The sequence below is a fragment of the Halorubrum sp. 2020YC2 genome, assembly GCF_018623055.1.
In the GTDB taxonomy this organism is placed as follows: domain Archaea; phylum Halobacteriota; class Halobacteria; order Halobacteriales; family Haloferacaceae; genus Halorubrum.
On sequence record NZ_CP076019.1, the window covers coordinates 118,195 to 139,004 of the forward strand.

Annotated in this window: 22 protein-coding genes, 2 tRNA genes and 1 pseudogene; 13 read left to right on the forward strand and 12 right to left on the reverse strand. The window is 71.6% G+C overall.

Features of this window, described 5'->3' with window-relative positions:
• Window positions 1-397: 397 nt before the first annotated feature.
• From cysS to KI388_RS00605, 3 genes are all read right to left on the reverse strand, one after another.
• Complete coding sequence (cysS, locus tag KI388_RS00595) at window positions 398-1,906, reverse strand: cysteine--tRNA ligase (protein WP_215087497.1); 1,509 nt, start codon at window positions 1,904-1,906, stop codon at window positions 398-400.
• A 609-nt stretch (window positions 1,907-2,515) separates the two neighbouring features.
• Window positions 2,516-3,778, reverse strand: a complete 1,263-nt coding sequence (gene ilvA, locus KI388_RS00600; protein ID WP_215087498.1) for a threonine ammonia-lyase — start codon at window positions 3,776-3,778, stop codon at window positions 2,516-2,518.
• Window positions 3,779-3,892: 114 nt separating this feature from the next.
• Window positions 3,893-5,278 (reverse strand): deoxyribodipyrimidine photo-lyase, encoded by a 1,386-nt coding sequence (locus tag KI388_RS00605; protein ID WP_215087499.1) that lies wholly within the window; start codon window positions 5,276-5,278, stop codon window positions 3,893-3,895.
• A gap of 124 nt (window positions 5,279-5,402) precedes the next feature.
• Here KI388_RS00605 and KI388_RS00610 point away from each other — a divergent pair, with 124 nt between their 5' ends.
• The 4 genes from KI388_RS00610 to KI388_RS00625 all read left to right on the forward strand — a co-directional run bounded on the left by KI388_RS00610 (window position 5,403) and on the right by KI388_RS00625 (window position 8,092).
• Window positions 5,403-5,927 carry an Hsp20/alpha crystallin family protein gene (locus KI388_RS00610; protein WP_215087500.1) on the forward strand — a complete coding sequence of 175 codons (525 nt, stop codon included), beginning with the start codon at window positions 5,403-5,405 and terminating at the stop codon, window positions 5,925-5,927.
• A 100-nt stretch (window positions 5,928-6,027) separates the two neighbouring features.
• Window positions 6,028-6,441, forward strand: a complete 414-nt coding sequence (locus tag KI388_RS00615; RefSeq protein ID WP_215087501.1) for an Hsp20/alpha crystallin family protein — start codon at window positions 6,028-6,030, stop codon at window positions 6,439-6,441.
• A gap of 80 nt (window positions 6,442-6,521) precedes the next feature.
• Window positions 6,522-7,154 carry a protein-L-isoaspartate O-methyltransferase gene (gene pcm / locus KI388_RS00620; RefSeq protein WP_215087502.1) on the forward strand — a complete coding sequence of 211 codons (633 nt, stop codon included), beginning with the start codon at window positions 6,522-6,524 and terminating at the stop codon, window positions 7,152-7,154.
• Window positions 7,155-7,261: 107 nt separating this feature from the next.
• A complete protein-coding gene (locus KI388_RS00625; protein WP_215087503.1) occupies window positions 7,262-8,092 on the forward strand; it encodes a methyltransferase domain-containing protein in 831 nt (276 codons plus the stop codon).
• A 30-nt stretch (window positions 8,093-8,122) separates the two neighbouring features.
• Here KI388_RS00625 and KI388_RS00630 read toward each other — a convergent pair whose 3' ends face one another.
• On the reverse strand, window positions 8,123-8,593 hold the full coding sequence (locus KI388_RS00630) for a carboxypeptidase regulatory-like domain-containing protein (protein WP_215087504.1): 471 nt from the start codon (window positions 8,591-8,593) through the stop codon (window positions 8,123-8,125).
• A gap of 141 nt (window positions 8,594-8,734) precedes the next feature.
• On the opposite strand from KI388_RS00630, the gene KI388_RS00635 reads away from it, so the two are divergent.
• From KI388_RS00635 to KI388_RS00650, 4 genes are all read left to right on the forward strand, one after another.
• On the forward strand, window positions 8,735-9,961 hold the full coding sequence (locus KI388_RS00635; protein ID WP_215087505.1) for a DUF87 domain-containing protein: 1,227 nt from the start codon (window positions 8,735-8,737) through the stop codon (window positions 9,959-9,961).
• A 43-nt stretch (window positions 9,962-10,004) separates the two neighbouring features.
• Window positions 10,005-10,409, forward strand: a complete 405-nt coding sequence (locus tag KI388_RS00640) for a CrcB family protein (RefSeq protein ID WP_215087506.1) — start codon at window positions 10,005-10,007, stop codon at window positions 10,407-10,409.
• Window positions 10,406-10,768 (forward strand): CrcB family protein, encoded by a 363-nt coding sequence (locus KI388_RS00645; RefSeq protein ID WP_215087507.1) that lies wholly within the window; start codon window positions 10,406-10,408, stop codon window positions 10,766-10,768. Before KI388_RS00640 ends, KI388_RS00645 begins: the two co-directional genes overlap by 4 nt.
• Window positions 10,769-10,845: 77 nt before the next feature.
• Complete coding sequence (locus tag KI388_RS00650) at window positions 10,846-11,160, forward strand: hypothetical protein (RefSeq protein WP_215087508.1); 315 nt, start codon at window positions 10,846-10,848, stop codon at window positions 11,158-11,160.
• A 64-nt stretch (window positions 11,161-11,224) separates the two neighbouring features.
• On the opposite strand, the gene cca is transcribed toward KI388_RS00650, so the two are convergent.
• Window positions 11,225-12,655: a CCA tRNA nucleotidyltransferase gene (gene cca, locus KI388_RS00655; protein ID WP_215087509.1), complete on the reverse strand. Its 1,431-nt coding sequence runs from the start codon at window positions 12,653-12,655 to the stop codon at window positions 11,225-11,227.
• A 160-nt stretch (window positions 12,656-12,815) separates the two neighbouring features.
• Between cca and KI388_RS00660 the strand changes: the two genes are divergently transcribed.
• Together KI388_RS00660 and KI388_RS00665 are read left to right on the forward strand one after the other, a co-directional pair.
• Window positions 12,816-12,888, forward strand: a tRNA-Asn gene (locus tag KI388_RS00660).
• Between the two features lie 68 nt (window positions 12,889-12,956).
• A tRNA-Ile gene (locus KI388_RS00665) sits at window positions 12,957-13,031 on the forward strand.
• Window positions 13,032-13,100: 69 nt separating this feature from the next.
• Here the strand turns inward: KI388_RS00665 and KI388_RS00670 are convergent.
• The 3 genes from KI388_RS00670 to KI388_RS00680 form a co-directional block, all read right to left on the reverse strand.
• A complete protein-coding gene (locus KI388_RS00670; protein WP_215087510.1) occupies window positions 13,101-13,559 on the reverse strand; it encodes an OsmC family protein in 459 nt (152 codons plus the stop codon).
• Window positions 13,560-13,802: 243 nt separating this feature from the next.
• Window positions 13,803-14,666, reverse strand: a complete 864-nt coding sequence (locus KI388_RS00675) for a TIGR01548 family HAD-type hydrolase (protein WP_215087511.1) — start codon at window positions 14,664-14,666, stop codon at window positions 13,803-13,805.
• A 98-nt stretch (window positions 14,667-14,764) separates the two neighbouring features.
• A complete protein-coding gene (locus KI388_RS00680) occupies window positions 14,765-15,289 on the reverse strand; it encodes a UPF0146 family protein (protein ID WP_215087512.1) in 525 nt (174 codons plus the stop codon).
• 39 nt (window positions 15,290-15,328) lie between these two features.
• On the opposite strand from KI388_RS00680, the gene KI388_RS00685 reads away from it, so the two are divergent.
• The 3 genes from KI388_RS00685 (at window position 15,329) to KI388_RS00695 (ending at window position 17,428) form a co-directional block, all read left to right on the forward strand.
• A complete protein-coding gene (locus KI388_RS00685; protein ID WP_215087513.1) occupies window positions 15,329-15,850 on the forward strand; it encodes an archaemetzincin family Zn-dependent metalloprotease in 522 nt (173 codons plus the stop codon).
• A 73-nt stretch (window positions 15,851-15,923) separates the two neighbouring features.
• The gene (locus KI388_RS00690; RefSeq protein ID WP_215087514.1) at window positions 15,924-16,223 is read left to right on the forward strand and encodes a DUF6432 family protein; all 300 of its coding nucleotides are present in this window, start codon (window positions 15,924-15,926) and stop codon (window positions 16,221-16,223) included.
• Window positions 16,224-16,270: 47 nt separating this feature from the next.
• The gene (locus KI388_RS00695) at window positions 16,271-17,428 is read left to right on the forward strand and encodes an aminomethyltransferase family protein (RefSeq protein ID WP_215087515.1); all 1,158 of its coding nucleotides are present in this window, start codon (window positions 16,271-16,273) and stop codon (window positions 17,426-17,428) included.
• 40 nt (window positions 17,429-17,468) lie between these two features.
• Here KI388_RS00695 and KI388_RS00700 read toward each other — a convergent pair whose 3' ends face one another.
• From KI388_RS00700 to KI388_RS15540, 4 genes and pseudogenes are all read right to left on the reverse strand, one after another.
• Window positions 17,469-18,644 (reverse strand): inorganic phosphate transporter, encoded by a 1,176-nt coding sequence (locus KI388_RS00700; RefSeq protein WP_215087516.1) that lies wholly within the window; start codon window positions 18,642-18,644, stop codon window positions 17,469-17,471.
• Window positions 18,644-18,772 (reverse strand): hypothetical protein, encoded by a 129-nt coding sequence (locus KI388_RS15470; protein WP_256441505.1) that lies wholly within the window; start codon window positions 18,770-18,772, stop codon window positions 18,644-18,646. Before KI388_RS15470 ends, KI388_RS00700 begins: the two co-directional genes overlap by 1 nt.
• 413 nt (window positions 18,773-19,185) lie before the next feature.
• Window positions 19,186-19,719: a metallophosphoesterase gene (locus tag KI388_RS00705; protein ID WP_215087517.1), complete on the reverse strand. Its 534-nt coding sequence runs from the start codon at window positions 19,717-19,719 to the stop codon at window positions 19,186-19,188.
• A 459-nt stretch (window positions 19,720-20,178) separates the two neighbouring features.
• A pseudogene (locus tag KI388_RS15540) lies at window positions 20,179-20,790 on the reverse strand (replication factor C small subunit); the annotation flags it as partial.
• Between the last annotated feature and the right edge of the window lie 20 nt (window positions 20,791-20,810).

Consider the following 20,810-nt stretch of genomic DNA (forward strand, 5'->3'; position numbering starts at 1 on the left):
CCGTCAGGCTGCGAGTCGCACGCGCGAGGGACGCCGCGAGCAGCGTGGCGCGAAGCGCCACGGGCAGCCGGCGCAAAGCGCCGGCGACGACGTGGGCGACCGTAGGGAGCCCCGAGCGAGCGGCGAGGCTGGGGGGAGTCGTGAGGTGCGGTGCTGTGCGGGGCGGGACTCAAAGGGGCAGCCGCGAGGCGGCCGCAGACGACGCAAGCACCGTAACGAGGGAGCGAACAGCGTGAGCGACCGAGTGAGGCGCGCAGCGAGTGTGCGGCCGCCTCGCGGCTGGGGCTTTGGCGGTGTTAACCGCCGATCTGTCATCAACCATTTATAAGTGAACGGCCGCGAGTTCCGCTACTGTCACCACACTGACGCCCATACCGGAGAAACACGAATTCCCGTATTATTCGAATCGGTACGTCGCGCCGTCCGGGCCGTCCTCGATTTCGACGCCGACCTCCTGAAGCGCGTCCCGGAGTTCGTCCGCGCGCTCGTAGTTGCCGGCCTCGCGCTCGGCCTCGCGCACGTCCAGCACCAGCTCGACCAGCTCGCCGGCGAGGTCCACGTCGCCGTCGCTCGTCGACTCGAACTGGAGGCCGAGCACGTCGCCGCCGAGTTCTTCGAACGCCTCGACCGCCTCGCGGAGGCCGCGGTAGTCGTAAGCGGACTCGCTGTTGGCGTCGCCGTCGCCCGCCTCGTCGACCGCGTCCACGTGCCGATTCACCGCGTCGGTCAGGTCCAAGAGCGCGGCGGTCGCCTCCCGGAGGTTCAGGTCGTCGTTCATCGCGGCCGCGAAGTCGCCGCGCGCGGCGTCGGCCGCCTCGCGGAGGTCCGCGTCCGCGGCCTTCGTGCGGGACTCGGTCGAGTCGAGCGCCCCGACCGCGCGGTCGTAGGTGCGCGAGAGGCGCTCCCAGCGCTCCTCGGCCTCCGTGATCGTCTCCTCGGTGAGCGCCTGCTCGGAGCGGTAGGCCGCGCCGGCGTAGAAGGTGCGGACCACGTTGACGCCGAGTTCCTCTAAGGCGTCCGGCACGGTCCAGAAGTTGCCGATCGAGGAGGACATCTTCTCGCCGTCCATCTCCAGTAAGCCGACGTGGAGCCAGTGGCGCGCGAACGCCTCGCCGGTGGCCGCCTCCGACTGCGCGATCTCGTTTTCGTGGTGCGGGAAGACCAGATCCCGGCCGCCCATGTGGACGTCGAGGGTGTCCCCGAGGTGCGTCGTCGACATGGCCGAGCACTCGACGTGCCAGCCCGGGCGCCCCTCGCCCCACGGCGAGTCCCACGTTTCGCCGTCGGGCGTCTCGGCGCCGTGGTCGTGCTTCGCGTGCTCGCGCGCGGCGGTCTCGCTCACGCCGTCGGCCTTCCAGAGGGCGAAGTCCGCGGGGTTGCGCTTCTCAGAGCGCTCGTCCGGTTCGCCCTGCGCTTCGAGTGCGTCCACCTCCTGATTCGAGAGCTTGCCGTACCCGTCGAAGCTGGTCACGTCGAAGTAGACGGAGCCGTTCGACTCGTAGGCGTACCCCCGCTCGATCAGCGTCTCGACGAGGTCGAGTATCTCCGGGACGTGCTCGGTGACGCGCGGGTACACCTCGGCCCGCTTCAGGTTCAGCCCGCGCATCGCGTCGAAGACGCTCGCGGTGAACGTCTCGGCCACGTCGCGCTCGGCCGCCCAGTCGTCCCGCTCCCCGACGCGGGCGGTGATCTTCTCGTTGACGTCGGTGACGTTCTCGACGTGGCGCACGTCGTAGCCGACGTGTTCGAGCCACCGGTGGAGGACGTCGGCGTGGAACCACAGGCGGGCGTGCCCGAGGTGGGGGTCGTCCGACACCGTCAGGCCGCAGACGTACAGCGTGACGTCGCCGTCGGCCGTGAACTCGACGCGCTCGTCTTCCAGGGTGTCGGTAACGACGAGACTCATTACAAGACGGTTGCCGAGGTGAGCGTTTTAAATCGTCGGATCGAGCGAGACGACGGGTACGAGGACCGGTCCGCTGTCGGTTCGTCTGTTTACGCACTTATCCTCGACATCGACCGCGGAGTAGCGACGAATACCGAGAAACATCCAGCCGCTCGGCTGGACACAGCTGATTCTCGAACGAGAGGGAACGTCTCCAACGCCCCAGCCGCTCGCTTATAAATAGCAATCAACAGATCGACAGCGGGCACCGCCAAAGCCCCAGCCGCGAAGCCGCCGCACACTCGCTGCGCTCCTCGTTCGTTCGCTTCGCTCACTCACTGTGGTGCTTGCGTCGTCTGCGGCGGCTTCGCGGCTGCCCCTTTGAGTCCCCACCCCGCACCGCAACCGCCGGAAGACGTTCCTGCTCGCTCACTCCGTTCGCTGTGCGGGCTGCGACTTCCGTGCTCCCGCTCGCTCCCTCCGGTCGCTCGCGGGACCGCAGCCTCACGCCTCCCCAGCCTCGTCGCTCACTCCGTTCGCGACTCCCTCGCGCGTGCGGTTCGCGCCGCGATGCGGCGCTCACCGGCACGCGCCACCGCAGTTCCGTTTATAGATCAGCGATGCCGCCTCTCACGCCTCCTGCGTCGTCCACGCCACCTCGTAGCCCGCCTTGCGCACCGCCTTGAGGACGCGGTCGACGTGTGCGGGGCCGTTCGTCTCCACCTCGAACACGAGGTCGGCGTCGCCCACCGGCAGGTCCGGGCGGCTGCGCTCGTGGCGCACCGTCCGGATGTTCGCGCGCTCGCCGCCGATCAGAGTAGATATCTCGCCCATCGTCCCGGGCGTGTCGTCGATGCGGACGGACAGCTCGATCAGCTGGTCGCGGTCGACGAGGGCGTGGGTCACCACTTCTTTCAGGGTCGTCACGTCGATGTTGCCGCCACAGAGGAGGGGGACGACGGTCTCGCCGCCCAGGTCGAGTTCGTCGCGCGCGTCGTCGTTTAAGAGGGCGGCCGCCGCGGTCGCGCCCGCGCCCTCCACCATCTGTTTCGCGCGCTCAAGGAGTAGCAGGATCGCGTTCGCCACGTCGTCGTCGCTCACGACGACCACCTCGTCGAGGTGTTCGTCCAGCAGGCCGAAGGTGAGGTCGCTCAGCCCGCCGGTCGCGATGCCGTCCGCGATCGTGTCGGGCTCGTCGCGCGTCACGAGTTCGCCGGCCGCGAGGCTCTCCGAGAGCGTGGAGGCGCCCTCCGTCTGAACCCCGACGACGCGCGTCGCCGGCGAGCGCGCCTTGACCGCGGTCGCGACGCCGCCCGCGAGGCCGCCGCCGCCCACGGGGACGAGGACGGTGTCGGCGTCGGGGACCTGATCGATCACCTCCAGTCCGAGCGTCCCCTGCCCGGCGACCACGTCCGGGTCGTCGAACGCGTGGACGAACCGCGTCCCGGGGTCGTCGACCAGCGTCTGCGCGTGCGCCATCGCTTCGGGGAAGGCGTTCCCGCGAAGGACGACCTCGGCGCCGTACGCGCGGGTCGCCTCGATCTTCGCGGCCGGCGCCGACTCCGGCATCACGATCGTCGCGTCGATCTCCGCGTCCGACGCCGCCAGCGCGACCCCCTGCGCGTGGTTGCCCGCGCTCGCGGCCACGACGCGCTCGATCGCGGGCTCGTCGCTTCCCGCTCCGGACCCGCCGATCGTCTGCGAGATCGCGTTGTACGCGCCGCGCGTCTTGAACGAGCCGGTGCGCTGGAGGTGCTCCATCTTCAGGCGCACGTCGGCGCCGCACCGCTCGCTCAGCGACCGGCTCCGCTCGACGGGCGTGCGCTGGACGATGTCGGTGCCGGCGAGCCGCTCGGCGGCGGCCTCGACGTCGTCGATCGTGACGGCGGACATGGCGGAGGCGTTCTCGGCCCCCCACCAAAAGGACTCGGTTACGGAACGGAGTCGGGTCGGTCGCGTCCGGCCCGCGCTCGGACCGCCGTCCGCGGCCGCGCCCTCACCGCGGCGTCATCGCTTACCGAGCGCCTCCTCGAAGACGCGTTGGGCCCGCTCGTACCCCCCGTTCCGGTCGACGATCGGGTGCGGGTAGTCGGGCGCCAACTCCTCGCGCTCCGCCCGCGAGAGGGTCGGCCAGTCGACGACCTTGTCGGCCGGCACGTCCGCCAACTCCGGGACGTGTTCTTTCACGAAATGCGCCCCGTCGTCGTACTTGCTCATCTGGCTCACCGGATCGAAGATGCGAACGTCGACGGAGTCGGTCCCCGTTGAGGCGGTCCACTGCCACGCGCCGTGGTTCGAGGCGTAGTCGTGGTCGGTCAGCTGTTTCGTGAAGTAGCGCGCGCCGCGCCGCCAGTCGATCAGGAGGTGTTTCGTCAGAAAGCTCGCGACGACCTGCCGCGGGCGGTTATGGACGTACCCCTCCGCGTTCAGCTGGCGCATCCCGGCGTCGACGAGCGGGTAACCGGTTTCGCCGCGAGTCCACGCCTCGAAGTCCTCGTCGTCGTCGCGCCACGCGATCTCGTTCGGGAACGATTTGTAGTTCGACACCGCGAGATCCGGGTTGTAGTACAGCAGGTGGTACATCTGCTCGCGCCACGACAGCTCGTAGCGGTACTTGTCGACGTTGCGCCGCTCCCCGCCGGTCACGGCGTCGTAGACGTCGCTCGCGCCCGCCCACAGTTCCCGGATGCCGATCGCGCCCGTGGCGAGGTACGGCGACATCCGCGAGACGGCGCGCGTCGGCGCCTCCACGGCCCGCGCGAGGTCGTCGCGGGTGTCGTTGTACGAGGCGATCCCGCGATCGAGGAACTCGTCGAACCGCTCGCGGGCGGCCTCGTACCCGGCCGCCGGGAGGGCGATGTCGGCGTCGGGTTCGGGAACGGTCTTCCCGTCGCGCACGTCGGCCAGCGCCTCGGGATCCGGCTCCGCGTACGGCCCGCGCTTCGGTACGGCCTCCCAGTCGCCGTGGAACTGGCTGTGGTTCGGGTACCGCTCTTCCAGCCGCCCGGGGTCGACCAACACCAGATCCGTCCGCGAGTCCGTCTCGACGCGCGCGCCGGCGAGCGCGTCCTCGACCGTCCGCTGGCGGTTTCGGCGGGCCGGGCGGTAGTGTTCGTTATACGCGACCGCCTCCGCGTCGAACTCCGCGGCGAGGTCGACGAGGACCTCGTCGGGGTCGCCCGCGCGGACGATCAGGTCGCTCCCGAGTTCCTGATACCGCTCTTCCAGTCGCTTCACGTGCCGGAGGAACAGGGCGCGCTGGCGCGCGCCGACCGTCGCGAGCAGGTCGGCGTCGTACACGAAGACCGGCACGACCTCCCCCTCTCGGGCCGCGGCCGCGAGGCCGGCGTTGTCCCGCGTTCGCGCGTCGCCTCGGTGCCAAAACAGGCGCATGCGATCGCTAGGGACGCCAGCGGATAGTGTCTGTCGCCCGTCCCCCGCGAGCGTCGCCCCGGAGCGCCCGCGTGCCCGCCTCCGCCAGTACGTTCAAGACGCTCCGTCACGAATCCTGACCTGTATGACCCGACGCGATCCCTTCGACGAGATCGAAGACCTGCTCGAACGGATGGGCCGCGAGTTCGAGGAACTCGGCGGCACGCTGGAGGGGACCGGTCCCGAGGTCCCGCGCTTCCCCGGCGCCCGCGACGTCGACGTCGACGTGATCGAAGACGACGAGTCGATCACCGTCGTCGCCGACCTCCCCGGGTTCGACGCCGACGACGTCGACGTCGAACTCCGCGACGACGCGCTCGTGATCGCCGGCTCCCGCGAGGAGTCGAGCGACTTCGACCTCGCCAACGAGAGCGACTCGGACGTCGAGGGAGACGCGGACGCCGAGGGCGGGGAGCGCGACGGCGCGGACGACGACGTGCGCTACCATCGGCGCGAACGACGCCTGGAGTCCGTCTCCCGGCGGGTCCCGATCCCCCAACCGGTCGAGGCGGACGCGGCGACCGCCTCCTTCGACGCCGGCGTGCTCACCGTGACGCTTCCGAAGCGCTCGCCCGACGACGACCGCGGGCACACGATCGACGTTAGCTGAGTCTCTGACGCGTCGTCGGGATCGACGCCGTCACCCGCCCCGGCCGCGAGATAGCACGCCTCACTCGCCGTTTAATACCTCACGGCGCCTTCCTGTTGGTATGAAAACGACGAATCTCTTCGACGAGATCGAGCAGTTCCTCGGCCGCTCCCGCTTCGCGGGCGAGCGAGCATGGGGCCGCGACCTCCGGACCGCGGACATCGACGTCGCGGAGTACGACGACGAGTTCGTCGTGATGACCGACCTCCCGGGGTTCGACCGCGAGGAGATAGACGTTCGCGCCCGTGGCGACCGGCTCACCATCGCCGCCGAGCGCGACGCGGAACGCGAGGATCCGGACCGACGGTACCTCCGCCGCGAGCGCCGCCACGAGTCCGTCACCCGGAGCGTCAACCTCCCCCCGACCGCCCGGTCCGAGGACGCGACCGCGACGTACCGTCACGGCGTGCTCACCGCGACGATCCCGCTCGACGCCCCCAACGCGGACGAGGGGCACCGGATCGACGTGAACTGACCGCGGATCGACGTGAACTGACCGGACCGACGCCCTCCTCGGCCGATGCTTTCTCAACGACTCCCGTGTTAGCGTGCCGCATGAATGACGCCGACGACGCGGCCGCCAGGCGCGAACTGGTGCGCGCGCTCCGCGACCGCCTCGACGCGAGCGAGCGGACCCTGTCGGCGATCGGCGCCGTCCCGCGCCACGAGTTCGTCCCGGAGCCGCAGCGGCCGGCGGCGTACGCCGACCGCCCGCTCCCGATCGGGCACGACCAGACGGTCAGCGCCCCGCACATGGTCGCGTTGATGACCGACCTCCTCGGGGTCGAGCGCGGCGACCGCGCCTTCGAGGTGGGGACCGGCTGCGGCTACCACGCCGCGGTCGTGTCCGAGGTCGTCGGTCCCGGGAACGTCTTCTCGGCCGAGCGCGTCCCGGAACTGGCCGCGGACGCCCGGGAGCGACTCGACCGTCTCGGTTACGACGTGACGGTCGCGGCCGGCGACGGCCGCGAGGCGTTCGCGGACGAGGCCCCGTTCGACGCCGCCTACCTCACCTGCGCGGCGCCCGAGTCGGTCCCGGACCCCATCGTCGACCGCGTCCGGACGGGCGGCCGCGTCGTCGCTCCCGTCCGCGAGGCCGGCGGTCAGCGGCTCGTCAGACTCGAGCTCCGCGAGGACGGAATCGACCGCGAGGACCACGGAGGAGTGCGGTTCGTTCCGATGCGGTAGCCGACGCCCGCCGAGAGGAGGGTCCCCGAACCGCGTCGCTCGTCACCGGACCTCGGCGTCGGTCCGCCGAACGCACAGTTTTAGAGGACCGAGTCCCGAGTCCGGCCATGGACGAAGCGTCGCTCAGGGCGGACATGATAGAGGGGCTCGAACACCAGATCGGCGAGCCGATCGAGCCGCCCGTGCTGACCGCGCTCCAGCGCGTGCCACGCGACCCCTTCGTGGACGACGCTCCCCGCGGTGGTGCCGCCGACGGCGACGATCCCCACTCGCTCTCGCTCGCGACCGTGGTCCGGCTCGTCACTGCGCTCGACGTCGAGGAGGGGGACTCGGTCCTCGTCGTCGGCGCCGGAGTCGGCTACTCGGTCGCGATGCTCGCGGAGATTGCCGGCGCGCGTCACGTTCACGCGGTCGACATCGACCGCTCGGCCGTCGTCGCCGCGCGGTCGAACCTCGACGCGGCCGGCTACGGGGCGGTCCTCGTCGACCGCGCCGACGGCGCGGACGGGCTTCCGGCGTACGCGCCGTACGACCGGATCCTCCTCGAAGCCGCCGTGGTCGAGCCGCCGCGCGCCCTCCGGGAACAGCTGGCGCCCGGCGGCCGGATCGTCTACCCGCGGGGCGCCGGCGTCCAGACGGTCGCGGCGATCGAACCGTCGTCCGCCCGGGGTCCGGACGCGGACGACGCTCCCGCGCCGGGCGCCGACGCGAACGCACCGCCGTCGACCGGCGACGCGGAGGACGACCCGGCGCCGGCGGGGTTCGAGACCGTCGAGACGCACGGGCCGGCGCGCCTCCAGCCGATGCTCGTCGACGGCGAACAGCCCGGAACGGAACGGAACCGGACCCGACGGGAGGACGCCGAACGCGCCGAGCGGGGTCGGCGGCGCCGGCACGGCTGGGAGCAGGACTGGATAGACTGGGACGATCGGCTCTGACTGGGCCTCCGCGTCGCGTCGTTCCCGGAGTCACTCCTCGACGACGAGCACCTCGGTGTTCCCCCGCTCGTCGACGTAATCGCCCTCCGCCGGCGGCTTGATGTCGACCGTGAGCGTGCCGTCCGCCTGGTTCGGACCGAGCTTGGGGGCGACGTCAACGCTCGCGACCCCCTCGCCGTTTGTCTGCGCGGTGGCGACGCCGTCGATCTGCGCCGAGCCGCCGCGCACGATGACCGTCGCGTCCGCGACGCGGGAGCCGTCGGGGTCGACGACCGCGACGTCGATGGACTGCTCGCCGGGCGAAGTCACCTCCGGCTGCGGCTGCGCGTCGAGTTCGGTCGCGGCCAGCCCGTCGATGTCGCCTATCATCCCCATCATCACGCTGAGGCTGGCGACGCCGACGACGAGCGCGATGACGAGGCGCACGGGAAGCCCCTCGATCGCGCGGGTGTCGGTGCTGAACGTCCGGCGGTTCGCGGTCCGCTGTGTTCGATCGGACATACGCTCCGCTGGCCGCGCCATCGCTTATAAAGAGTCGGCCGGCCCCGACGGCGCCGCGACGGACGCCCGAGAGACGCGCTCGTCGCTGGGGGTGTGGCGACTCCCGACCGTTTTTATCGGATACCGAGACCACCAGACTGCGTGTACGTACTCGGCCGCGACGAGACCGACCGCGACGGCGGGACCGACCGCGATAGCGGGACCGACCACGAAGACGGAGCGGACCGCGACAGCGGAACCGACACCGTAAGCGATCCTCGATCCGCGAGCGACCGCGGCGGCGACCGACCGCCACACACCGCCCGGATCGGTTCGTTCCTCGCTCGCGACGGGAGCGCCGGCGCGGCGGTCGGCGTCGACCTCGACCGCCCGCACGCGGGGGTCGTCTTCGGGAAGCGCGGGACCGGGAAATCGTACACGCTCGGCGTCCTCGCAGAGGAGATCGCCGCCGCCGCCGGCGTCGCGCCGGTCGTCGTCGACCCGATGGGCGTCTTCGGCGGCCTCGAAGCGGCCGGCGGCCGGGTCGTCGACCCCGCGGTCCGCCCCGCCTCGATACCCCCGTCGGCGTGGCCGGACCTGCTCGGTCTCGAGCCGGCGAGCGGGCCGGGGAGTCTCGTCTGGCGCGTCGTCGCGGACGCGCTCGACGTCGATGGTGGGGACGCGATCGACGCCGGCGACTCCGCGTCGACAGCGACCGGCGGCGGTCCGTCCCCCTCGCTCGCGGCGCTCCGCGGGGCGGTCGACGCGGCCGACGCGCCGGCGGAGACCCGGCGCGCCGCGTCGAACCACCTCCGGCTGGCGGCCTCGTGGGGCGTCTTCGACGCCGACGCGCCGCCGGTCGCCGCGCTCGCCGCGGACGGCGATCCGGTGGTACTCGACCTCGCCGGCGTCCCCGACGCGGCCGCGGCCGCCGTCGTCCGGGCGGTGGCTCGGGGGCTCTACGACGCCCGGATCGACGGCGGTATCCCCCGGCTCCCGTGGCTGCTCGTCGACGAGGCCCACGCCTTCTTCGACGGGGTCGCGGACCCGGCGCTCCGGACGCTCCTCACTCGGGGTCGCGCCCCCGGCGTCTCGCTCGTCTGCGCGACGCAGCGGCCGGCGGCGCTGCCCAGCGTCGCCGTCTCGCAGTCGGACCTCCTCGTCTCTCACCGGCTCACGGCCGCGCGCGACGTCGAGCGACTGGCGGAGGCGGAGGCGACGTACTTGGGGGGCGACCTCGCGACGCGGCTCCCCGAGGGCGTCGGGGAGGCGCTCGTCGTCGACGACGCCACCGAGACGGCTCACACGGTCCGGATCAGAGAGCGACGAACGCCACACGAGGGTGCGAGTCCCCGAGCGAGCCGGCTGTCTGACCCGGGGTCGCGGTGACGCGGTTCAGAACGCACAAGCCGTCCCGGACCCACTCGCGCCCATGGAACAGACGCCGTACGGGTTCCTGCTCGTCGCGGCCGGCGGGTTCCTCGGCGCGGTCGCCAGACACGCCGTCGACGTCGGGGTCGGCGGACTCCTCGCGGCGATCCACGCCGGAAGCGGTCTCGCGGTCCTCGACGGAACCACGACCGGCCTCGGCACGCTGGCCGCCAACGTCGCCGGGTCGTTCGCGCTCGGACTCCTGTTGACCCGTGCGTCCGGCGACCGGACCCGCCTGTTCGTCGGGACCGGCGCGCTCTCGTCGTTCACGACGTACAGCACGTTCGTCTCGGACGCCGTCGCGCTCGGGACGCCCGCCGGCGCCTGGTACGTCGCCGTCAGCTACCTGACCGGATTCGCCGCGGCCGCGCTCGGACTCGCGGTCGGGAGGCGGAGGGACCGATGACCGCCTCGCCGCTCCTCGCGACGGCGCTCGTCGGGGTCGGCGGCGCGCTCGGTGCCGTCTCTCGGCACGCGGTCGGCCTCCGCGTCGAGGGGCGCCGCTCGGTCCTCCTGGTCAACGCGGTCGGGAGCTTCGCGCTCGGTGCCGTCTCCGCCGCACCGATCGGGTCGACGGCGGCGCTGCTCCTCGGCGTCGGCTTCTGCGGCGCGTTCACGACCTTCTCGTCGTTCGCGGTCGGGACCGTGCGGGCCGCGAGCGAGACCGGCGCCCGGGCCGCCGCGACGGTCGCGGGGTCGACCCTCGCGGCCGCGCTGGTCGCGTTCCTCCTCGGCTCGCTGCTCGCCGGGACCCTTCTCGCCTGACCGGAATTCCTCGCTCTTCGGTCCGATCCGACTCGACAAGCGATAGGTACAGCATCCCTCGGTCCCTACGCGCTCCCGTGACCGACACCGACCGCTCCGTCGACGGCGAGTCGACCGACCCGGGCGACTCGGGACCGCTCTCCGACGACGTCGGGCCCGAGGACGTCCCCGAGTTCGGTGACCTCTCGATCCCCCAGCGCGCCTTCGTGGCCGCCGCGCAGAACCCCTCGCGCGGGCTGCTCGTCGTCGGCCTGTTCGCGTTCGCGCTCGCCTTCTACGCCGCGTTCTGGCTGTCGTTTCCCCGCGCTGCCGGCCTCCTCTCGGCGCTCGCGCTGATCGTCGCCGCCGTCGCCGCGGTCGTGTACTGGCTCCTCGACCGCGTCTCCCGGTGACGCCGGGCGGCTCGTCGGCGTCCCGGCTCGCGTCCCCGCGGCGGCTCGCTTCCCGCCGGCGCCCTCACGGCCGCGGCTCGTAGAACTCCCGGAGCGGCCGCCCGAACGCGGGCGCGAGCGTCGCGACCGCTTCCCCGACCAGCACGTCGCGGTCGTCGAACGCCGGCTCTACCCGCGCGCCGAGCGCCACGTCGCTCGCGGCGTCGCTCTCCAGGTACTCCCGGACGGTGGCGAACTCCCGCTCCCGCTCGACGACGTACCGGTCCCCGTCGATGAAGGGGCCGTACGTGTCCGGGTCGACGTCGTCGACGTACGACTCGTAGAAGCTCGCGGCGTGCTTCCTGACCGCGACCGGCGGCCCCTCGTGGCGCTCGACGGCCGGCCGCTCCGTCACCTCCAGTTCCGCGTACAGCGCGGCCCGCGTCGGCCCGTCGGAATCGGTGCGCTCGCCCGCTCTCTCGGCGTCGCTCGCCTCGACGCTCCCCGTCGCTTCCGCCCCGTCCGTCATGGCGCGCGCCCGGAGCACGTCGAACCCGTGCTCGTTGAGCCCGCCGACGATCCCGTCCAGCGAGCGGCGGAGCTGCGGCCACAGCTGGTCGTCGACGAGGTCGGGCGCGTCGAAGACGACCGCGACCGGCGTCGTCCCCCGGCGGTCGAGGTGAGCGCGTACCGCCTTCGAGTCGAGCGGCTCGGGCTCGTCCGGCTCGAAGAGCGCCTCGCTCGGTGCCGCGAGCAGCTCCCGCGCGTAGTGCTGGAACCGCGCGAGGTTCGCCGCCGACAGCACCGCGGCGACGTTCCGCGTCGGGTCCGTGGGGTCGACGACGACGAGCGGGTCCTCGAACGTGCGCTCGGCGTGTCCCTCGGGGTCGAACTCAACCGGTGGGTGCCAGCTCCGCGCCGATTCGACGAGCGGGACGAACCCGCCGAGCTCCAACACGAGCAGCTCCGTCAGGTACCCCGAAAAGCCCTCCGTGCGGAGGTCGCTCCCGTACGCGCCGATCCCCTTCAGGAACGCCTTCGCCAGCACCACGTCGGCCGCGAGGTCGTCGTCGAGCCGCGCCGAGAGGTACGCGTCGTGGAACGGGGTGCGGTCGACCGCGGAGACCAGATCGCCCGCGGTCTCCACGTCGTGACAGGGGACTAAGTCGACGTCGAACCCCTCGTAGCTCCCCTTCACGTACGGGTGTTCGGCGTACTCCTCGTGGCCGTCGGGGAGGACCGCGTGGCCGACCGCCAGCCCGTACTCCTCCAGTTCGGCGCGGTCGAGGTCGGCGTCGAACCGGACGAACAGATCGATGTCGCGGTCGCCCGCGACCCACGTCCCGCGCGCGGTCGACCCGACTTGGACCGCGTCGGCGTCGACGGGGAGGTCGGCTATCGCCTCGCGGGTCCGCTCGGTCAGCGTCGCGGCCGCCTCGCGCAGCCGCTCGCGCTCCGCCGGCTCCGGGAGGACGCGCTCGCGGACCCGCGACAGCACCGCCTCCAACTCGTCCATACCGAACGGTCTCGCGGTCCGGCCGAAAACGTGTCGGTCGGATCGGCGGCGCGACGCGCGGGCGCCGCGGTAGCGTTTCGCACCCCTCGCGTCGTCCGGATCCCGCTCCGTCGGGCGGAAACGAAAGCCCTATCAAAACGACGCGAGTACCCGAGAGTGAGCCGAAGTAGCTCAGTTGGTAGAGCGCCTCGCTGTTAACGAGGCGGTCCCAGGTTCGAGTCCTGGCTTCGGCGCCTTCTGCTGTCACCTGCTTCGTCGCGAGTCGGTACGCTAAAAACGTCTCGGACGTACCGACGGGTACGGGCCCTTAGCTTAGTCCGGTTAAAGCGACTCGCTCATAACGAGTTGATCGCCGGTTCGAATCCGGCAGGGCCCATCTTTCGACTGTTCTCCGACCGGTTTTTGAAACCGCCTAGTCGCCGAAAACAGCCCCGGAAAACGCTGCCTACTCCCGCTGAAGCGTCACGTCGGTCGCCGTCTCGTTCGCGAGGTTGTCGCTCACCGGACACCGCTCCTCGACGGCAGCGGTGAACTCGGCGAGCGTGTCGTCGTCCACGTCGCCGGCGAAGTCGACGTCGACGGTCGCCTCCACGCCCTGATAGCCCGCTCGGGGCTCTTCGGCGTGGCCGAGGTGTTTTCGGGGGTCGAACTCGCCGGCGACCTCGACTGCGACGCCCTCAACGTCAAGGTCGAAGTCGGGCGCCGTCGCGCGGACGGTCGCGTTGAGACAGCCGGTCCAGGCCGCGAGGAGGTACTCGACGGGCATCGCGCCGTCGTCGTCGCCGCCCATCGCCTCCGGGTCGTCCATCACCAGTTCGTGGCCTCTGGCCTCGGCGACGAACTTCGACTCGCTGTCGCTCTCGCCGCTGACCTCCATCCGCTGCGTCGCGTTGGCGTCACTCATCGGCCGAGCTACCGGTTCAGCGGGGTTAAACCGGCGACGTACGCCGGGTTCGTGCCGCCGACCGTGACGCTCGATTCACGCACAAACGGCGTTTGTGCGGGCTGGAAAGCTCTGTCACCGTCTCTCCGCCGCTCGGAACCTATTCGGCGCGTCACGGATACCGGCGAGTTCCGCGGGCGCGTCGCCGGAACGATCCCGGCCTGACCGATCGTCCCCCGACACGGCGCCACGGCGCGCCGCGGACTACTCCAACAGCCCGACCAGTTCGTTCACGTCGTCGATCACCGCGTCGGCGCCGACGCCGGCGAACTTCTCGCGGCCCGCCTCGCCGGTGAGGCCGCCGGTGAGCACGCCGATACCGTAGTAGACACGCGTCTCGTCGGTCTCGTCGGCGTTGCGTGCGGTCCGCACGTCGTCGAGGGTGTCGCCCGCGAACGCGACGCGCTCGGCGTCGAACCGCTCCGCGAGCTCGACGAGCGCCCGCGGGTGCGGCTTCCCCTCCTCCCAGTCGTCCATCGTGAACCGCCGGTCCGCGGGCACGTTGAGGCCGACGCGCTCTAAGGCGATGTCGGCCTCCGCGGCCGGTCGCCCGGTAAGGACGCCCACGTCGAACCGCGCGCTGAGGTCGGCTATCGTCTTGGGGTCGACGAGCGTCGGCTCGTCGCGGATGTACCCGTCCGTCTCGGCCGGCGGCTCGCCGCCCTCCAGTTCGCGGTACAGCTCCGCGCCGAGGTACAGCGCTTGGAACGTCTCGCGGAGCGCGTCGCGGTCCCACTGGTCTCGGACGCGCGCCTGCGCGACTCGCGGGAGGTCGCCGACGACCTCCTTGGCGGCGTCGAGGCCGCCGCCGAGTTCGTGAACGCGGTCGGTGAACTCGTCGACGTTCATCCGGAGCCCCTCGCGGCGGGCCAACACGAACAGCGCGGCCGCGTCGGTCAGCTCCCAGTCGTTGTTGAATCCGCCGGCGTCTTTGAACGCCTGGACCGCGTCCCGGTCGATCGGCTTGCCGCACACTCGGTCGACCGATTCGAGGATCGCCCGCCGGTAGGAGTCGGCCACGTCGACCAACACCCCGTCGATGTCGAGGACCACTGCGTCGACCTGCATACCGCTACGCCGGCTGGCGGCGGAATGAACGTTCGGGTTCGCGGTCGCCGTCGCCGGCTCGGTTCCCCCCGGTCGAGACGAGACCCCGGCGCACGACCTCAGCGCGCGACGAACACGACGGGGCCCGCCTCCGCCGACCGCCGCCGGACGTCGACGATCGGCTCCTCGAACCCGAGCGTGGTGAACAGGCAGGCGGCGTCGAGCCGCTCGGCCAGCGCGACGGTCGGACGCTGGAGTTCGGCCGGGAGGTTCCGGGCGTAGACGGCGTCGACGCCGGCGGCCGCGCTCGGCTCGCCCCCGGCGGTCGGTTCGCCCCCGGCGGCGGGTTCGTCTTCGGACGCGCCGCATCCGAGCGCGTCCCGGACCGCTCGGTCGTCGGCGATCGACAGCGCGGTCACGTCCGCCGCGACGACGCGGAGCGACCCCCCGCCGGACGCCTGCGTCTCGGCCGCCGCGTCCCGCGCCGCCTCGCTCACGTCGACGTCGAACGCGACCACCTCGCGACCGCGGGCGGCGAGCGCGCGAGCGACGCCCGGGCGGCGACCGACGCCGACCTCGACGAGCCGCTCGTGTCGGTCGAGGGCGACGGCGAGCGCCCGCTCCGACGGGGACGTTGATGCCACGGCGCGGGCTTTATGATTGCGGCGGTCAAAAACGGTTCCATGCTCGTGGACATCGTCCCGGTCGGAGAGGTTACCCCCCAAGTGAAGCGGGAGGCCTCCGGCGCGCTGCGTTCCGTGTACGACTGCGACGTGACCGTCCACGACGACCAGGCGATCCCCGACTCCGCGTTCGAGGCCGAGCGCGGTCAGTACCGCGCCGAGGACCTCATCGAGACGGTCACGCGGGTCGGTGGCGGCGAGAAGAACATCGGAATCACGCCCGAGGACCTCTACTACCGCCGCCGGAACTACGTGTTCGGCCTCGCGTATCTCAACGGCAGCGGCTCGGTCATCTCCACGCACCGCCTCCGCACCTCCTCCGACGGCGGCGTCTCCACCAAGCCCGCGGTCGACGTATTCGGTGACCGCGTCCGGAAGGAAGTCGTCCACGAGATCGGGCACACCCTCGGGCTGGAGCACTGCGACAACAGCAAGTGCGTGATGTCGTTTTCTCCCACGGTCCGCGAGGTTGACGTGAAAGAGGAGAACCTCTGTGGCACCTGTTCGCGGCTCGTCCGCTGACGCTTCGCGCGCTCGGGCCCGCCCCGCTTCTCCTGCCGGTAGACGTAAAGTCCGTCCCCTACAAGGAACGCGTATGGCCGCAAAGCCGGAATACCGCGACCGGCCGGACGTCGAGGTAGCGCTGCTCGACGCGCTCGTCGACCGCGGCGACGAGGGGATGACGGTCCTCGAACTTCGCGCGGCCGTCGACGCCGACATCGACGCCGTCGAGGAGGGGCTCTCGGCGCTGAAAGAGGATTCGCTCATCATCGTGGAGACCGACGAGCGCGTCCGGGTGTACGCCCACGAGCGCGTCGTTCCCGACCCGGAGGCGGAGGTCGACGACCCCTCCGAGAGCCTCGTCGACGCGATCCGCGACCGGATCGGACTGTAGCCGCCGGAGACGGCGGCCTTTTGACTCTCGATCGCGTTCCTCCCACCATGACGCTCGTCTCCGGCACCCACGACGCGCACGGCGCGGCGTACCGCGACCGCGGCGGCCGCGAAGTGGTCGACCACTACGGGAAGCCCGTCCGCGTCGGCAAGGCGGTCCGCAAGGTCGCCGGCGTGATCGAGATGGGGTACGGCGTCCTCGCCGTCAGGGGCGCCGACCGCGTCGAGTTCGTCGACAACGCCGTCTCGAACCGCGTCCCGACCGAGGACGGCGGGGGGACCTACGCCCTGCTGCTCGACCCGCAGGGCGGGATCGAGACGGACATGTACGTGTACAACGCCGACGAGCGGCTGCTCGTCTTCCTGCCGCCGGAGCGGACCGAGTCGGTCGCGACCGACTGGGCGGAGAACGTGTTCATTCAGGACGTCGAGATCGACGACGTCACCGAGGAGTTCGGCGTGTTCGGTGTCCACGGACCCAAGTCGACGGAGAAGGTCGCGTCCGTCCTCGGCGGTCCGGGCGCCCCCGAGGAACCCCTCTCGTTCGTCCGCGGGTCGATGGTCGACGCCGGGGTCACCGTGATCGCGACGGACGCGCCGCTGGGCGAGGAGGGGTACGAGATCGTCTGCGCCGCCGCCGACGCGGGCGACGTGTTCGACACCCTGATCAACCGCGGGCTCAACGCAACGCCGTTCGGCTACCGAACGTGGGACGCGCTCGCGACGGAGGCCGGGACGCCCCTCTTCGAGTACGAACTGGCGGGGGCGATCCCGAACGTCCTCGGCCTCCGGAACGCCTTAGACTTCGACAAGGGGTGTTACGTCGGGCAGGAGGTCGTCTCACGCGTGGAGAATCAGGGCCGGCCGAGCCGCCGGCTCGTCGGGCTCGAACTCGACGGCCTCGTCGAGAGGGTCGCGGACGTCGACGCGGACGCGAACCCGGCCGGGATCGACGACGCCCTCCCCGCGTCCGGCGCCGCCGTCTTCGACGGCGACGAGGCGATAGGCGAGGTCACCCGCGCCGCGGTCGGTCCCGCGACGGACGTCCCGATCGCGCTGGCGCTCGTCGCGTTCGACGCCGACCTCGGCGGCGTCACCGTCCGCGTCGACGGCGAGGAGGTCCCGGCCGCCGCCGTCGACCTCCCGTTCGTCGACGGGAGCGCTCGGTCGGCGCGGCTCCCGTCGTACCCGGGGCTGCGGGCCTGAAACGCTCCGCGGGATCCGGGGCTTCGGCCGCGGAAACCCCTCACACCACGAGATCGACCGCGGAGTAGACGCCGAACCCGAGCACGAACGCGCCGACGAGCGACCCGATCCACGCGAGGACCGTGTACCCCATCTTCTTGCGGCTCACGCCGGCGTCGCCCGCGGCGTAGCCCGCGCCGACGATCGCGGAGACGATGATCTCGTTGAACGAGACGGGGATCCCGAAGGCGACGGCGGTCTGCGCGATCGCGAACGAGGGGATGAGCGCCGCGATCGACCGGCGCGGCCCCATCGAGGCGTAGTCCTGTGAGATCGCCTTGATCATCCGCGGCGCGCCGGTCCACGACCCGGCCAGCAGGCCGACCCCGCCGCCGACGAGCAGCGCCCACACCGGGACGCCGACCTCGGTGAAGATCGGGACGAGCGGGCCGATCGCGAGGCCGACCTGCGAGCCGCCCGCCGAGAACGCGACGAGGCCGCCCATCGCGAGCAGGAACCGCCGCTGGGCGCCCGCGCGGTCGCGACCGAGGTCCGCGTACACCGCGACCGCGACCAGGGCGGCGATCGCGAGGCTCACCGCGGGCGGCCCCGCGCCGCCGACCCCGAGCCCCGAGCCGAGGGCCGTCGCGACCGACGCCTGCTCGCCGGCGGGACCGAGCAGCGCGAACCCGACGTTCGCGAGGATCACCCCGACGAGTCCGGCGAGGGCGGCCGTGAGCGGGCGCTCGGGCAGCGACTCGCCGATGAGCATCCGGGCGACGCCGTAGGCGACCCCCCCGCCGACGAACGGCGTGAGCACCCACAGCGCCGCGATCTCCGCGTACTTCGGCCACGCCGGGTCGCCGCCCAGCGCGAGGCCGACGCCGACGACCGCGCCGGTGACGGTGAACGCCGTCGCGATCGGATAGCCGGCGAAGACGCCGATCGCGACCAGCGCGGCGGCCGTGACGAGCGCGACGATGGCCGCCGCCGCCGTGATCGTCACCCCGCCGATCAGTTCGGTGCCGACCGCCTCCGTCACGTTCGCGCCCTGAAGTATCGCGCCGAGCAGGCCGAGGACGCCGACGATCAGGCCGGCCCGCATGACGGAGATGGCGTTCGCGCCGACCGCGGGCGCGAACGGTGTCGACCCCGACGACCCCGCGCCGATCGACCACGCCATGAAGAGGCTCGCCGCGGCGGCGACGAGCAGCGTCGCGGCGGTGACGAGGACCATCAGTTACGCCCGTCGTCGTACCCCTCGTTCAGTCCCGTCACCGTGCGACGGACGAGGAGGAACCCGAAGAAGAACAGCCCGAGAAGCCCCACCAAAATCAGGACGAACAGCGGTTGGACCGGAAGCATACGCTCGAATCCGTCGGGACGGGGTTATACCTTTCGAGCCGGACGGCGGCGAGACGCCCCGAACGCCGCCACGCGCGGTCGACCGATCGGTGACTAAAACGCCCCTTTGTCCCTCAGCCACGTATATCTCGTCGGCCGCGTTACGTACGGGTGCGACCCCCGCTTCGGCCCTCAGACGCTCGAAACTGCCGGCCGACGTGCCGGCCGGTCGGCCTCGCACCCCTCCCCTGCCCGGTGCCCCTCTCCGGCCGACCGACGCGACCGACCGCCGGCGCCCGCACCCGCTCCGATCCGGGTCCTCCACCGTGTACACGACCGTCGGTCGGCCCGGCCGTCCGCGGGGCGTCGCGTCCGGTCCCCGCCGCCCGCGACGGCGACTCCCTCCGCCCCGCTTCTCACGACCGCTCTCGTTCTTACTGGGTACTCTCGCCCTCGATCCGGAACGTCTCGAAGGCCTCGCCGTCCGGCGTCACCAGCCGCCCGTCCAACCCCCTTCCTCTCTCGTCCGCCGACGGGGTCAGTTCCGCGTGTGCCGGGCGGTTGCCCCGCGGCTGCGCGTGGCTCCCCGGGTTCAGTATCGGGAGGCCGCCGGAGTCGTCGAAGCGCGGTCGGTGGCTGTGGCCGCAGATCACGGCGTCAGCGTCGCGACCGCGAGCCAGCATGACGAGGCCCGTGTCGCCGCTGCGGTGGCGGTGCGTGACCGCGAACCGGACGCCGGCGTACTCGACGGTCCGCACCTCGGGGACCCGGTCGCGGATCGACGCGTCGTCGTTGTTCCCGTAGACGGCCCGGAGGCTCGCGGCGGCCGACCGGAAGGCGTCCAAGACCGGCTCGCGGTAGAAGTCGCCCGCGTGGATCACCAGCTCCGCCTCGCGGACCGCCTCCGCGGTCCGTCCCTGAAGCCTCGACTCCTCGCGTGCGTGCGTGTCGGAGACGACGACGAGCATACCGGCCGTCCGCGCCGGCGTGATTTAAAAAGCGCGCCTGCGGTGGCGCGTGCCTGCGAGGCCGCTTTGCGGCCGAGCCGCGAGGGACGGAAGGTCCCTCTGGAAGCCGGCGCGAAGCGCCGGCGACAGCACGCGCGAGGGAGTCGCGAGCGCTTTTAAGCGCGAGCGACGAGGCCGGGGAGGCGTGAGGCTGCGGTTGCGGTGCTGTGGGGTGGACTCAAAGGGGCAGCCGCGAGGACGAAGACGCGCGACGTAAGCACTGGAGGGAGCGAGCGCAGCGAGCGGCTGAAGCGCGCAGCGAGCGCATCGAGTCCTCGCGGCTGGGGCTTTGGCGGTGTTCGCCGTCGATCCACAGTCAGCTATTTATAAGTAAGCGGCCGGAAATTTGGCGGCGGTAGCTGTCGCTGTGTGGTCGATTACTTATAAACAAGTGGCCGGAGATCCGAAACCAGTCTATCGCTATTCGTCCAACGAGAGCGCGGCGAGCAGCGACTCCAGCTGGACCTGCTCGTTGGCCCCCTCCGCGATCCGGTAGTCGGCCTCACCGATGCGCTCCATGAGCCGCACCGCCTCGCGCTCGCTCAGATCGAACTCCCAGACGGAGCGGTGGAGCTGGTCGATCACGTCGCCGCCGGCCATCCCCGTCTCCGTGAGGAGGGTGTCGAGCGTCGACCGCGCCCGCGCGAAGTCGCCGTCCAGCGCGTCGGTCACCATCGACTCGATCTCCTCCGGGCGGGCCGTGGCGGTGATCGCGTACACCGCCGCCTCGTCGACGACGTTGCCGGTCGTCGCGGCCGCCTGGAGCGAGTTGATCGCGCGGCGCATGTCGCCGTCGGCCGCGTAGACGAGGGCGTCGACGCCCGCGTCGGTCACCTCGATCTCCTCCGCGGCCGCGATCTCGCGGATCATCCCCCCGACCGCCTCGTCCGAGAGCGGCGAGAACCGGAAGACGGCGCAGCGAGACTGGATCGGGTCGATGATCTTCGACGAGTAGTTACACGAGAGGATAAAGCGGGTGTTGTCGGAGAACTGCTCCATCGTCCGGCGGAGCGCTGCTTGGGCGTCGTCGGTGTTGTGCGTCAACACCCCGT